The sequence below is a fragment of the Geodermatophilus sp. DF01-2 genome (assembly GCF_004571065.1).
Taxonomy (GTDB): domain Bacteria; phylum Actinomycetota; class Actinomycetes; order Mycobacteriales; family Geodermatophilaceae; genus Geodermatophilus.
Window position 1 is genome coordinate 1 of record NZ_SPQN01000103.1, and the last position, 12423, is coordinate 12423.

14 protein-coding genes and 1 pseudogene are annotated in these 12423 nt (G+C 75.6%); 9 read left to right on the top strand and 6 right to left on the bottom strand.

Going from position 1 to position 12423, the window contains the following annotated elements; all coding sequences use genetic code 11:
• Positions 1–142: 142 nt before the first annotated feature.
• Positions 143–748: a mycofactocin system transcriptional regulator gene (gene mftR, locus E4P41_RS19315; protein WP_245177488.1), complete on the bottom strand. Its 606-nt coding sequence runs from the start codon at positions 746–748 to the stop codon at positions 143–145.
• A 124-nt stretch (positions 749–872) separates the two neighbouring features.
• Between mftR and mftA the strand changes: the two genes are divergently transcribed.
• Genes mftA through E4P41_RS19335 form a run of 4 tightly spaced genes read left to right on the top strand, consistent with a single transcriptional unit; the run spans position 873 to position 4559 of the window.
• Positions 873–986, top strand: a complete 114-nt coding sequence (gene mftA / locus E4P41_RS19320) for a mycofactocin precursor MftA (protein ID WP_135142863.1) — start codon at positions 873–875, stop codon at positions 984–986.
• A complete protein-coding gene (gene mftB, locus E4P41_RS19325) occupies positions 971–1417 on the top strand; it encodes a mycofactocin biosynthesis chaperone MftB (RefSeq protein ID WP_245177489.1) in 447 nt (148 codons plus the stop codon). The genes mftA and mftB overlap by 16 nt, the downstream gene beginning before the upstream one ends.
• Positions 1414–2673 (top strand): mycofactocin radical SAM maturase, encoded by a 1260-nt coding sequence (mftC, locus tag E4P41_RS19330; RefSeq protein ID WP_135142864.1) that lies wholly within the window; start codon positions 1414–1416, stop codon positions 2671–2673. The genes mftB and mftC overlap by 4 nt, the downstream gene beginning before the upstream one ends.
• A 17-nt stretch (positions 2674–2690) precedes the next feature.
• Positions 2691–4559, top strand: coding sequence for a mycofactocin system FadH/OYE family oxidoreductase 1 (locus E4P41_RS19335; protein WP_280661305.1), 1869 nt, complete (start codon positions 2691–2693; stop codon positions 4557–4559).
• Between the two features lies 1 nt (position 4560).
• Here the strand turns inward: E4P41_RS19335 and E4P41_RS19340 are convergent, their stop codons facing one another.
• The gene (locus E4P41_RS19340; protein WP_135142866.1) at positions 4561–5040 is read right to left on the bottom strand and encodes a pyridoxamine 5'-phosphate oxidase family protein; all 480 of its coding nucleotides are present in this window, start codon (positions 5038–5040) and stop codon (positions 4561–4563) included.
• Positions 5041–5162: 122 nt separating this feature from the next.
• Here E4P41_RS19340 and E4P41_RS19345 point away from each other — a divergent pair.
• Positions 5163–5375, top strand: a pseudogene (locus E4P41_RS19345) (endonuclease); the annotation flags it as partial.
• Positions 5376–5455: 80 nt separating this feature from the next.
• Here the strand turns inward: E4P41_RS19345 and E4P41_RS19350 are convergent.
• Both E4P41_RS19350 and E4P41_RS19355 read right to left on the bottom strand, forming a co-directional pair.
• Complete coding sequence (locus E4P41_RS19350; RefSeq protein WP_135142867.1) at positions 5456–5833, bottom strand: YchJ family protein; 378 nt, start codon at positions 5831–5833, stop codon at positions 5456–5458.
• A 98-nt stretch (positions 5834–5931) separates the two neighbouring features.
• Complete coding sequence (locus E4P41_RS19355) at positions 5932–6252, bottom strand: hypothetical protein (protein WP_135142868.1); 321 nt, start codon at positions 6250–6252, stop codon at positions 5932–5934.
• 108 nt (positions 6253–6360) lie between these two features.
• Between E4P41_RS19355 and E4P41_RS19360 the strand changes: the two genes are divergently transcribed.
• The gene (locus E4P41_RS19360) at positions 6361–8292 is read left to right on the top strand and encodes a mycofactocin system FadH/OYE family oxidoreductase 2 (RefSeq protein ID WP_135142869.1); all 1932 of its coding nucleotides are present in this window, start codon (positions 6361–6363) and stop codon (positions 8290–8292) included.
• On the opposite strand, the gene E4P41_RS19365 is transcribed toward E4P41_RS19360, so the two are convergent.
• Together E4P41_RS19365 and E4P41_RS19370 are read right to left on the bottom strand one after the other, a co-directional pair.
• Positions 8289–9881, bottom strand: coding sequence for an alpha-amylase family glycosyl hydrolase (locus E4P41_RS19365; protein WP_135142870.1), 1593 nt, complete (start codon positions 9879–9881; stop codon positions 8289–8291). The two genes, E4P41_RS19360 and E4P41_RS19365, sit on opposite strands and share 4 nt — an antisense overlap.
• Positions 9882–9901: 20 nt before the next feature.
• Complete coding sequence (locus E4P41_RS19370; RefSeq protein ID WP_135142871.1) at positions 9902–10717, bottom strand: MBL fold metallo-hydrolase; 816 nt, start codon at positions 10715–10717, stop codon at positions 9902–9904.
• 71 nt (positions 10718–10788) lie between these two features.
• On the opposite strand from E4P41_RS19370, the gene mftE reads away from it, so the two are divergent.
• Genes mftE through E4P41_RS19385 form a run of 3 tightly spaced genes read left to right on the top strand, consistent with a single transcriptional unit; the run spans position 10789 to position 12304 of the window.
• A complete protein-coding gene (mftE, locus tag E4P41_RS19375) occupies positions 10789–11502 on the top strand; it encodes a mycofactocin biosynthesis peptidyl-dipeptidase MftE (RefSeq protein ID WP_135142872.1) in 714 nt (237 codons plus the stop codon).
• A gap of 38 nt (positions 11503–11540) precedes the next feature.
• Positions 11541–12083 carry an isochorismatase family cysteine hydrolase gene (locus E4P41_RS19380; protein WP_135142873.1) on the top strand — a complete coding sequence of 181 codons (543 nt, stop codon included), beginning with the start codon at positions 11541–11543 and terminating at the stop codon, positions 12081–12083.
• Positions 12084–12109: 26 nt separating this feature from the next.
• Complete coding sequence (locus tag E4P41_RS19385; RefSeq protein ID WP_245177491.1) at positions 12110–12304, top strand: hypothetical protein; 195 nt, start codon at positions 12110–12112, stop codon at positions 12302–12304.
• Positions 12305–12423: the final 119 nt, after the last annotated feature.

Genomic DNA, 12423 nt, shown 5'->3' on the forward strand with positions numbered 1-12423 from the left:
AGCCACCGTTCCCGGTCAGGCAACCGGCCCGCGAGCGCCCGACCACCGGCCTCCAGCACCCTGGGCCGAGCACGCCGCGCCTTCGGTCGCCCGGCCTCACCACAGGTCTCTGCGACAGGCTCGATCATCGGGACGGACGGGGTCAGGGGCGGGACGGCGGCGTGCGCAGGCCCGGGAAGCCCAGGGCGAGCTGGTCGAAGGCCGCGTGCAGGTCGTCGGCGAGCGTCGTCGTCCCGTCGGCCAGCCACACCTCGAACGCCGTCGTCGCCGCCGCCCGGGTGCTGGTGGCGACCAGCCGGGGCAGCAGCGCACCGGGAGTCTGCCCGGTCCGGCGGGCGACGTGCTCGGCCACCACGCGGTCGACGTCGGCGTAGCGGACCTGCGAGTGGGCCTGCAGCGCCGGCTCGCCGAGGATGAGCGCCAGCCGCTGCCGGAGGATCGGCAGGTCGCCGGCCGCGTAGTCGTTGACCTCGACGTAGGCCGCGCAGATGGAGGCCAGCACCGGCTGGTCGACGCGGGTCACCGCCAGCAGCCGCTCGAGCCGCGCGACGTGCGAGCCGAAGTCGCCCCAGACCGCGTCGGCCTTGGTCGCGACGTACCGGAAGAAGGTGCGCCGGCTGATCCCCGCGGCGTCGGCGATCTCGTCGATGGTGACCTGCTCGAACCCCGTGCGGGTGAACAGCTCCAGGGCCGCCTGCTCGATCCGGGCGCGGGTGTCCGCGCGCACGTCCACGGGCGCCTCGGTCACGGGGTCATCTTGCGCCACCGACGCGCCGGGGACGGCGCGCCGCGTCGGAGGACGGGTGTTGCCGGGTGGCACTCGGTGTCACTAACGTCCCCGCCACCGCGTAACCGAGATCACAGGAGGCCCCATGCCCGAGACCGACGACACCCAGGCGACCGAGGCCCCGGCGGTCGAGGAGGCCCTGGTCGAGGAGTCCCTCGTCGAGGAGGTCTCCATCGACGGCATGTGCGGGGTGTACTGATCGACGCCCCCGTCGCGGCGCCGGCCGAGCAGGTGCGCGAGGCCGGCGCCGCGCCACCACCGGGCTCCGGCGCTCCCGCGCCCGCCCCCGCTGCTGAGTTCGACCCGTCGCTGCCCTGGCGGCGGGCCCGCTCCGTGGCCCTGCGCCCGGAGCCCTTCGGGGCGCTGATCTACCACTTCGGCAACCGGAAGCTCTCCTTCCTGAAGTCGAAGCCGCTGGTCGCCGTCGTCGAGTCGCTGGCCGAGCACCCCAGCGCCGACGCCACCCTCGTCGCGTGCGGGGTCCCCGACGCGCAGCACCCGGCCTACCGCCGGGCGCTGGCCGACCTCGCCCGTTCCCAGATGATCGAAGCAAGGACCTCCCTGCCCCCCACCGCTCGCAGGCTCGCGGCGGGCCCCTGCAGGCAGGCCGACCAGCCGGAGGAGCCATGACCGCCGTCCTGCCCGCCCGTCCGCAGCGTCCTACTGGGGGACGGCTGATCGACCAGTTCGAGTACGGGCTGGACGCGCCGATCTGCCTGACCTGGGAACTCACCTACGCCTGCAACCTGGCGTGCGCGCACTGCCTGTCCTCGTCGGGACGGCGGGACCCGCGCGAGCTGTCCACCGCCGAGGCCGAGGCGGTCATCGACGAGCTGCAGCGGATGCAGGTCTTCTACGTCAACGTCGGCGGCGGCGAACCCACCGTCCGCCCGGACTTCTGGCACCTGCTCGACTACGCCATCGGCCACGACGTCGGCGTCAAGTTCTCCACCAACGGCGTCAAGCTGGACCGCACCCGCGCCGCGCAGCTGGCCCGCACCGACTACGTGGACGTGCAGATCTCCCTCGACGGCGCGACCGCCGAGGTCAACGACCGGGTCCGCGGCGCGGGCTCGTACGCCACCGCGGTCCGGGCGCTGGAGAACCTGGCCGAGGCCGGGATGAAGGACTTCAAGGTCTCCGTCGTCGTCACCCGCGAGAACGCCGGGCAGCTCGACGAGTTCCAGGCGCTCACCGACCGCTACGGCGCCCAGCTGCGGATCACCCGGCTGCGCCCGTCCGGCCGCGGCGCCGACGTCTGGGACCAGTTGCACCCGACCCAGCAGCAGCAGCGCGAGCTGTACTCCTGGCTGCTGGCCAACGGCGACGACGTGCTGACCGGGGACTCCTTCTTCCACCTGTCGGCGTTCGGCGAGGCGCTGCCCGGCCTCAACCTCTGCGGCGCCGGCCGGGTGGTCTGCCTCATCGACCCGGTCGGCGACGTCTACGCCTGCCCGTTCGCCATCCACGAGAACTTCCTCGCCGGCAACGTGCGCGACGAGGGCGGCTTCCAGCGGGTGTGGCAGCAGAGCGAGCTCTTCGCCGACCTGCGCAGCCCGCAGACCGGCGGCGCCTGCACGAAGTGCGCCCACTTCGATGCCTGCCGGGGCGGCTGCATGGCGGCCAAGTTCTTCACCGGCCTGCCGCTGGACGGCCCCGACCCCGAGTGCGTGCAGGGCTACGGTGAGTCCGCGCTGGCCGCCCGCGACGCCGCGACGGTCATGCCGAAGAGCCACGTCGACCACTCGCACACGGGGCCGGTCCGCGGTCAGCCGACGCTGCTCGGCATGCCGTCGATCCCGAAGGTCGCGCCGGCTGTGTCCTCACCCACACCGCCCGCCCGGATCTGCGACGAGTCGCCGCTGGCCGGGCTCCGCCTGCGCTGACCGGACTTCTCGACCCGCTGGTCCTGGCGGGCCGGACGGCGCCCTCCCGGGTGCTGTTCGGCCCGCACGAGACCAACCTGGGGCGCGGGCGGGCGCTCTCGGAGCGGCACGTCGCCTACTACGCGCGCCGGGCCGCGGGCGGCTGCGGGATCGTCGTTCCCGAGACCGCGTCGGTGCACGGGAGCGACTGGCCCTACGAACGGGCGCCCCTCGCCGCTGACTGCGGCCCCGGCTGGGTGGACGTCGTCGCGGCGTGCCGGCCGCACGGCGCGCTGGTGCTCGCCTCCCTCGGGCACGCCGGGGCGCAGGGCACGTCCGCACACGCGCAGACCGCGCTGTGGGCGCCATCCGCCGTGCCCGACGTCGTCGCCCGCGAGGTGCCGGTGGCGATGGAGCAGGCGGACGTCGAGGCGCTGGTCGCGGGCTTCGCCGACGCCGCCCGGGTCGCGGTAGCCGCGGACGTCGACGGCGTGGAGGTCGACGCCGGCGCGCGCTCGCTGCTGCGCCAGTTCGCCTCGGGCCTGACCAACAGCCGCACGGACGGCTACGGCACCGACCGGCTGCGGCTGCTCCGCGAGGTGCTGGCCGCCGTCCGCGCGGAGCTCGGGCCGGCGCGCGTGCTGGCGCTGCGGCTGTCCTGCGACGAGGAGGCGCCCTGGGCCGGGATCACCGTCTCGGTCGCGGTGCAGCACGTCCGCGAGCTCGCGCCCCTGGTCGATCTGCTCGTCGTCGTCCGGGGCGGCGGCCTGGCGCCCTCGGCGTGCCGGCCCGACGGGAGCACCCCACCCGGCTTCAACGCCGACCTCACCCGCGCGGTGCGGGCGGCCGCAGGGGGGACGCCGGTCGTGCTGCAGGGCTCGGTCGTCGACGTCGCGGCCGCGCAGTGGGCGCTGGACGACGGGGTCGCCGACGCCGTCGAGATGACGCGGGCGCAGATCGCCGACGCCGACCTCGTCCGGAAGGCCCGCGCCGGCGTCCCGGTGCGGCCGTGCACCCTGTGCAACCAGGCCTGCCAGGTACGCGACGTCCGCAACCCGCTGGTCAGCTGTGTCGCCGACCCGTCGAGCGGCCACGAGAGCGAGCAGCCGATCGAGCTCCCGGACGGCGCCGGGCGGCGGATCACGGTCGTCGGCGGGGGGCCGGCCGGCCTCGAGGCCGCGCGGGTGCTGGCCACCGCCGGGGCCGACGTCCGGCTGGTCGAGCGGTCGGACCGGCTCGGCGGCGCCCTGCCGCTGGTCGCCGCGCTGCCCGGGCGGGCGCGATTCGGCGACCTCGCCGCCTGGCTGGCCGGTGAGGTCGCTCGGCTGGGGGTGCGGGTCGAGCTGGGCGCGGCCGTCGAGACCGGGGACGTGGCCGGTGCGGACGTCGTCGCCACCGGGGCCCGGGCGCGGCTCCCCGGGTACGCCGTCGCCGGAGACGCCTGCGTGCTGACCGCTGCCGACGTGCTGGCCGGCGCCGTCCTGCCGCCCGGCCCGGTGGTCGTGCACGACCCCGCCGGCGGGCCGGTGGGGGTGGGCGTCGCGGAGCTGCTCGCCGCGGCGGGCCGGGAGGTCGCTCTCGTGGCGCCGGACGAGGTCGTCGGCGTGCGGCTCGGCGGCGACCTGGGCCCGGCGAACGCCCGGCTGGCGGGGGCCGGCGTCCGGCGGGAGGCGGAGTCGGTGCTGCAGACGGTGGGCGACGGTGCCGCCGTGCTCGCTGACCGGTGGGCCGGGGAGCAGCGCCGCGTCCCCTGCGCCGTCCTGGTGGACGCCGGACCGCGGCTGCCCGGTGCCGTCCCGCCCGGGGCCCTCGTCGCCGGGGACGCGGTGGCACCGCGCACCGTGCTGGAGGCGGTGCTCGAGGGTCGCCGCGCGGCGTGGGCGGTGCTGGCTGCCGGGGACCCGTAGCTCAGAGGTCGACGACCTCGTTGTCCCCGGCATCGATCCGCTGCCCGGTGGCCTTGGCCTTGGCGAAGCTGAACGCGGTGGCCAGTCGACCGCCGGGGGAGTCCCAGTACTCCGCGGTGTCGCCGTCGACCTTCACCAGGACGACCGACGGGTCCTCCGGGCCCTGCGGCAGCCAGGCCTCGGCGCCGCCGTTCCACAGCTCCTTCTTCTTGGCCACGTCGTCGACGACCGCCGCATGTCCGGTCAGGGAGACCCAGGTACCGCCGGAGCCGATGCCGACGTTGACCTGCGGCGAGTGGGCGATGTGGGTCAGCCAGTCGGCGCTCCGTTCGGCGAAGAACCACAGGTCGCCGTCGAACTCCACCTCCTGCAGCGCCATCGGCCGGCTGGTCAGCTTCCCCTCGGGCGTGGTCGTCGTCAGGAACCCGAACTTCTCGTCCTTGATCAGCCCGGCGACCTTGCGGGTGTCCTCGGCGCTCATCTCGTCCTCTCGTCGTGCGCGACCTGATGTCGCCCACCTCCTGCCCGCGGCCGCCGGCGCTGACACCCGGCCAGTGGCGTGCTCCCCGTCGCGGTCGGGGTGGCCGAGGGTGCTGTCAAGCCGCACCCACCTGGTGGTGCGACGTGCACCACCTGCTCGAGTGGGTCAACGGCGGCGAAACCAACCTGGACGACGCCGCCCTGCTGTGCGAGCGCCATCACACCAAGGTCCACCACGGATTCCGGGTCGAGCGACAACCCGACGGCCGATGGTGCACCTGGCGACCGGATGGCACCGAGATCCTCATCGGACCGAACTTGCACACAGCCGCCTGACCCGACCAGCTGATGCCGAGCCCGCACGACCTCGAGGTCGTGCGCTCGGCGTGCGTGCCGCCGGCGTCGGGCGTGCCTGCTCACTCGCCGTCGAGGTACCGCCAGGCGCCGTCCACGCGCGTGAACCGACTGACCTCGTGCTGGCTGCCGCTCCCACCCTCGTGCCGGTACGAGGCGCGGAACTCGACCGTGCCTTCCCCGGCCAGCAACCCGCCGTCCGAGGTGGCCAGCACGTCGAGGCCGGTCCAGCGCACGGTCGGGTCGAGCTCCAGCGACGCCGGCCGGGTCGAGGGGTGCCAGGTGGTCAGCAAGTACCCGGCGTCCCCGACGGCGAAGGCGCTGTAGCGCGAGCGCATCAGCTGCTCGGCGGTGGCCGCCGTCGCGGTGCCGTCGTGCAGACGGCCGCAGCACTCGGCGTAGGGCAGGCCGGTCCCGCAGGGGCAGCGTCGAGGGGCCACGCCCGCGAGTCTCTCCGGTCAGCACTCCAGGCCGTCCTCGGTGATCCCCACGTTGATGCAGTCCAGGCCGGCCGCGAACTCCCTGCGCTGCGCCGCCGTCAGACGCCCGGGCTCGAACCGGACGACGATCCAGCCGGACGGGCCTCTCCGGCGAAGTGGCGGGCTGCCGCCATGGCGTCGTCCCGGTCCGCGAACCGGTACGTCGTCAGCGTGTCGGACTGCACGGCCTGGCCGCAGAGGGCGGCGCTGCACAGCTCCTCCGTGGTTGCGCGGGTGTTCGGCATCGCCGACTGCTGCCATGGGTCCTCCACGCCCACCCAGGCGCCGAGGTCGATGAGCCTGCGGGCGTCGAAGGTCGCGAGGAACACAACGACCGCGACCAGCGCCACCTCGACGACCGCACCGGCCGCCAGCGCCACCCGCCCCAGACCCGCCCGCGATGATCACCCGGAAAGCCGCGCCGGGACACTGTTGCGCCGGTCCCTACCGGTCCCGGGTGCGGGATCCGGCAGCAGGAGGGAGCACGGATGAACGTCGAGCACCTCGTCGCGCCGCTGCGGGTCGGGCCGGTGGCCCTCCCCAACCGCGTCGTCTTCCCCGCCCACCTGACGAACTACGCCGTCGACGGGCTGTTCACCGAGCGGCACGCCGCCTACTACGCGGCCCGCGCGGCCGGCGGCGCCGGGCTGGTGATCACCGAGGAGCTCTCCACCGACCCCGCCGACCGGCCCTACGAGAAGCTCGTCCGCGGTTACGACCCCGCCGTCCTGCCCGGGCTGCGGCGGGTCGCCGAGGCCGTCCACGCACACGGCGTGCCGGTGTTCGCCCAGGTCAACCACAACGGCGGGCAGTCCGACTCGCTGCACACCCGGGCGCCGGCCCTCGCGCCGTCCCCGGTGCCGGACCCGCTGTTCCGGGAGGTGCCACGCGAGGTCACCGGCGCCGACATCGACCGGCTGGTCGCCGGCTACGCCGACGTCGCCGCCCGCTGCGCGGCGGCCGGGTTCGACGGCGTCGAGGTCCAGGGCTCGCAGTCCTCGCTGGTCCGCCAGTTCCTCTCCCGCGCCACCAACCGGCGCACCGACCGCTACGGCGGCCCGCTCGAGCACCGCGCCCGCTTCCTCGTCGAGGTGCTCACCGCCGTCCGTGAGGCGCTCGGCCCCGGCCGCGCCCTCGGCGTCCGTCTCGCTGACGAGGAGGGTGTGGACGGCGGGACGACGCTCGCCGAGGCCGTGGCCACCGCGCGGCTGCTGGCCGACCGGGGGCTGGTCGACTACGTGAGTACGACCGTCGGTGTCGCGACGACGACCCTGGACCGCGTCGTCCCGCCGATGACCACCCCGCCCGGCTACGCCCGGTACCTGTCCGCGGCCGTCCGGGCCGCTGTCGACGTACCGGTGGCCGGTGTCGGCCGCTTCCTCACCCCCGCGCAGGCCGGGCAGGCGCTGGCCGACGGCCACTGCGACCTGGTCGGCGCCGTCCGCGCGCAGATCGCCGACCCCGAGTTCGCCGCCAAGGCGCTCGGCGGGCGGGACGGCGAGATCCGCCGCTGCCTCGGCTGTAACTCCGACTGCGTCGGCCGGGTGGGCCTGAACCGACCGCTCGGCTGCGTGACCAATCCGCGGGCGGGTCGCGAGGCGCCGCTGCCGGTACCGCGCCGACGGCGCCGCGTGCTCGTCGTCGGCGGCGGGCCGGCCGGGCTGCGCGTCGCCGCCACCGCGGCCGCTCGCGGGCACGCGGTCACCATGTGGGAGCAGCAACCGCAGACCGGCGGCGCGATCCGGGTCGCGGCGTCGGCTCCCGGCCGGGACGGACTGCGTCCGCTGGTCGACGACCTCGCCGGCGAGTGCGCCCGTGCCGGGGTCGCGGTCCGCACCGGGGTGCGCGCCACCGCGGAGGGCGTCCGGAGAGAGGCACCGGACGTCGTCGTCCTCGCCACCGGCGCCCGCCCGGTGCGTCCCGACTGGGCGGGCGACAGCGACCGGGTGGTCGACGTCCGCGCCGTGCTCACCGGCGCGGTGACCCCGTCCGGCGACGTCCTCGTCGTCGACGACCTGGGCGCCGCTGCGGCGACCGGCACCGCCGAGCTGCTCGCCGGGCGCGGGTCCTCGGTCGAGGTGGTGACGAGCGCGATGGTGGTCGGGCAGGACCTCGGGCTCACCCTCGACCGGCCCGGCTGGGAGCGGCGGGCAGCGCGCTTGCGCATCCGACGGACGACGGAGCGCCTGGTCACCGCCTTCGACGGGCGCACCGTTCGGCTGCTGCACCACCTCACCGGCGCGGCCGAGGAGCGGACCGTCGACTGGGTGGTGGTGGCCGGCGTCCCACGGGCCGACGACGAGCTGTGGCAGGCCCTGCACGACAGCGGCCTGGAGGTGCACCGGGTCGGCGACTGCCTGGCCCCGCGGAGAGCCGGCGCGGCCACCCTGGACGGCGACCGGCTGGGCGCGGCTCTCTAACGGTCGGATTCGACGACCACCGCCTCGTCGGCCGCGAGGACCAGCGGATCCGGGCACTCCCCGAGCGGGCGGTCCGGGTCGGTGCTGAGCAGGAGGCGGCCGGTGGAGGTGCCGGGCGGCGCGACGGTGCGGGACCGGCCGGTCGCGTTGAGCGCGACGAGGATCCGCTGGTCGCCGGCCTGCCGCCAGTAGGCGTACAACCCGGGGTCGGTCGGCGGGAGCGGGCGGTAGTCCCCGGTGCGCAGCGCCGGGGAGCGGCGGCGCAAGCGGATCAGTGCGCGGTACAGGTTCAGCAGCGAGCCGGGATCGGCCCGTTCGGCTGCGACGTTGACGGTGCCGGCGGTCGGGGGGATCGGCAGCCAGGGCCGGCCCGTGGTGAACCCGGCGCCGGGCGAGGCGTCCCACTGCATGGGGGTGCGGGCGGGGTCGCGCCCGTCGGGGTCGCGCGCCGCCTCGGGCGGGACGGGCACGTCGGTCATGCCGAGCTCGTCGCCGTAGTAGACCAGCGGCGTCCCCCGCAGGGTGAGCAACAGCACGGCGGCCAGCCGGGCGCGGGCGGAGCCGCACCGGGTGGCCAGCCGCGACAGGTCGTGGTTGCCGAGCGCGTAGACCGGCCAGCCGCCCGGGGGCAGCACTGCCTCGGTGGTGTCGACGGCGGAGCGGAGCGCGTCCGTGGTGCACGGCCGGGACCAGAAGGTGGGGTTGAGCGGCACCAGTTCGTCGCCGGAGCCGTAGTAGGCGGCCCACCGGGTGGGGTCGGCGACCCCGATCTCGCCGAGCAGCAGCGTGTCCGGGCCGACGACGGCGCGCACCTCGCGCAGCACCTCGTGCACGCCGGGCTGGTCGATGTGCCGCAGCCGCGTGCCACCGGGTACGAGGGCGGTGCGCAGGTGGGCGACGTCCGCCGGGTTGTCCGCCAGCGTCGGGTCCTTGACCAGCCGGTGGGCGGCGTCGACCCGGAAACCGTCCACGCCCCGCTCCAGCCAGAACCGCAGCACGTCGTGCACGGCCTCGCGGACCGCGGCGTTCTGCCAGTTCAGGTCCGGCTGCGCGGCGGTGTAGGAGTGCAGGTAGTACTGCCCGGTGCGCCCGTCCAGCGTCCACGCCGGCCCGCTGGCGGCGAAGGCGGACAGCCAGTTGTTCGGCGGCCCACCGCCGGGGCCCGGATCGGCCCACACGTACCAGTCCCGCCGGCCGCTGTCCCGGGACGAGCGGGACTCGGCGAACCACGGGTGCCGGTCGGAGGTGTGGTTGGGGACGACGTCGACCAGCACCCGCAGCCCCCGGGCGTGCGCGGCCGCCACCAGCGCGTCGACGTCGGCCAGGGTGCCGAAGACGGGGTCGACCGCGCAGTGGTCGGTGATGTCGTAGCCGAAGTCCACCATCGGCGAGGCGTAGAACGGCGAGAGCCAGACCGCGTCCACGCCCAGGTCGACCAGGTGGTCCAGCCGTCCGGTGATGCCGCGCAGGTCGCCCACGCCGTCCCCGTCGGAGTCGGCGAAGCTGCGCGGGTACACCTGGTAGAGCACCGCCGACCGCCACCACGGTGCCGCCGCCGGCTCTGCACGGACGTCCTCGCTGGAGGGCACGTCGCCATCGTGCCCGGGGCTCAGCCCGGTCGCTCCCCGTGCAGGCGGGCGACGTAGCGGTCGGCGGAGCGGCGCACGGCGGCGGCGCCGTCGCGCACGACGACGCGTCCCCACCAGCCGCCGTACACCCGGTCGAAGGGAAACCGCTCGACCCGGCGGGCGATGTCGGTGACGGTGTGCTCGTCCAGCGGGATGAGGTTGGGGAAGCTCCACATGAAGCTGACCCAGTCCCGGTCCTGGACGACGGTGATCGTGTCACCGGTCAGCAGGGCCCCCCGACCGTCGGATCCGGCGGGCCAGTGCAGGACGGCGGCGCCGTCGAAATGGCCGCCGATGCGGGCCACCGTCACCCCCGGGACCGGTTCGACCTCCTCGTCGAAGAACTCGATCCGCGGCGAGGGGCGCGCCACCCACTCCCGGTCGGCCTGCGGGATCACGACGCGGGCGTCGAAGACCTCGGCGAGGTCGACGTGGGCGCCGTAGAAGTGCGGGTGGGACATCGCGATGGCGGCGATGCCGCCGAGCTCCCCGATGCGTGCGGTGGCGTCGTCGTCGAGCAGCGACACGCAGTCCCACAGCACGTTGCCGGCCGGGGTGCGCACCAGCAGGGCCCGCTGCCCGATGGCGAACGCCGGTTCCACCCCGACGCCGAGCAGGCCGGGCTCCTCCTCGCGCAGCACGCTGCGGTGGTCGCGCGCCAGCTCGTCCCTCGTCGTCCACTGCTGGCCGTCCCACCCGACGTACTGGCGTTCGTCCTCGCAGACCGGACAGTGCGCAGGCGGCTGCTCGGCATCGGCGTACTGGACGCCGCAGGTTGCACAGATCCAGGCGGGCATCGCCGAACCTCCTCGTGCGGCCGACGGTAGGGGGACGGCGACGTGGCGGCCACCCGCCCTACGCTGCCCCCGTGCCAGACGCCGTTCCGGGAACCAGGCTCGCCGGCGACACCTGGCCCGACCTGCCCGAGCGCCCGCTGCTGCTGGTGCCGCTCGGCGCCGTCGAGCAGCACGGCCACCACCTGCCGCTGGCCACCGACACGACGGTCGCCTGCGCGGTCGCCGAGGCCGCCGTCGACGCCCTCGGCGGAGCGCTGCTGGCCCCGGCGCTGGCCTACGGCGCCAGCGGCGAGCACGAGGACTTCCCCGGCACCGTCTCCGTCGGCACCGACGCGCTCACCGGGCTGCTCGTCGAGTACGGCCGCTCCGCCTGCCGCTGGGCCGGACGCCTCGTGCTGGTCAACGGCCACGGCGGCAACCTCGACGCGCTGCGCACGGCCGGCGCCCGACTGCGCGCCGAGGGGCGGGACGTCGCCTGGTACCCCTGCGGGGCCGCGGGGGCCGACGCCCACGCCGGGCGCACCGAGACGTCGCTGATGTTGCACGTGGAACCGGACCTGGTCCGCGAGGACCGGGCGGTGGCGGGGGAGACCGCGCCGATCGCCGAGCTGCTCCCCCGGCTGCGCGCCGAGGGGGTGCGCGCGGTCAGCCCGACCGGCGTGCTGGGCGACCCGGCCGGCGCCTCGGCGGAGGAGGGGGCCGCGTTGCTCACCGGGATGGCCGGGCGGCTGGCCGCCGCCGTCCGGGCGTGGGACGTCGACCCCAGCGGCCGGCTCCGCGGCTGACGGACCGCGTCCGGGTGCGCGGGGTTATGGTCCGACGCATGGGGTCACTGCCGGGCTGGCTGGTCGTCGTCGACTACCAGGAGGTCTTCCGCGACCCGACCTCGCCGTGGACGACGCCCCGCTTCGACGAGATCCGGCCGCGCATCCGCTCGCTGGTCGAGGCCTTCGGCGACCGGGTCGTCTTCACCCGCTTCGTCGTCCCCGAGCAGCCCACCGGCGCATGGGCCGACTACTACGCGAAGTACGACTACTTCACGCAAGCGCACGCCATCCCGCTGTTCCAGCTCTCCGAGGACCCGGGCGGCTCCCCCGTGGTGAATGCGCCGACCTTCGGCAAGTGGGTCCCCGAGGTCGCCGACCTGGTGGGCGAGGGTCCGGTCACCGTCGCCGGCGTCGCCACCGACTGCTGCGTGCTCTCCACGGTGCTGCCCGCCGCGGACGCCGGGATGCTGGTGCGGGTGGTCTCCGACGCCTGCGCCGGCGCGAGCGACGAGGCCCACGAGGACACGATGAAGATCTTCGGCTGCTACGCACCGCTGGTCGAGGTGACGTCGACCGCCGAGGTCCTGGCCGAGGGTTGAGCAGGGGTCCGGGGGTGGGTGGGCGAGTGCCGGTCGCCGCACCCCCGCCCGACCGGCTCCCCGACGGCTTCGCCGTCCGCCTGGACCCCCGCACCCGGCGCCGGGACGGCGGGGCGGCGCTGCTCGGCGGCTCGCCGCTGCGGCTGGTCCGCCTGCTGCCCCGCGCCCGCGACCTGCTGCGCGGTGACCGGCTCGTCGTCCGGGACGCCGCGACCGCCTGACCGTTGCCGGAGATCGCCGACGACGGCAGCGCGGTGGCTCCCCCATCGGACGAGGCCGGTGCGCTCCGCTCGCCGTCCGCGTCGCCTGTCACCGCCGGAGCCTGCCCGCCAGCGCCTGC

Excerpts from the sequence above, each read along its gene's own strand:
- mftA (WP_135142863.1), top strand. The coding sequence starts at position 873 with ATGCCCGAGACCGACGACACCCAGGCGACCGAGGCCCCGGCGGTCGAG.
- mftC (WP_135142864.1), top strand. The coding sequence starts at position 1,414 with ATGACCGCCGTCCTGCCCGCCCGTCCGCAGCGTCCTACTGGGGGACGG.
- E4P41_RS19340 (WP_135142866.1), bottom strand. The coding sequence starts at position 5,040 with ATGAGCGCCGAGGACACCCGCAAGGTCGCCGGGCTGATCAAGGACGAG.
- E4P41_RS19360 (WP_135142869.1), top strand. The coding sequence starts at position 6,361 with ATGAACGTCGAGCACCTCGTCGCGCCGCTGCGGGTCGGGCCGGTGGCC.
- E4P41_RS19370 (WP_135142871.1), bottom strand. The coding sequence starts at position 10,717 with ATGCCCGCCTGGATCTGTGCAACCTGCGGCGTCCAGTACGCCGATGCC.
- E4P41_RS19380 (WP_135142873.1), top strand. The coding sequence starts at position 11,541 with ATGGGGTCACTGCCGGGCTGGCTGGTCGTCGTCGACTACCAGGAGGTC.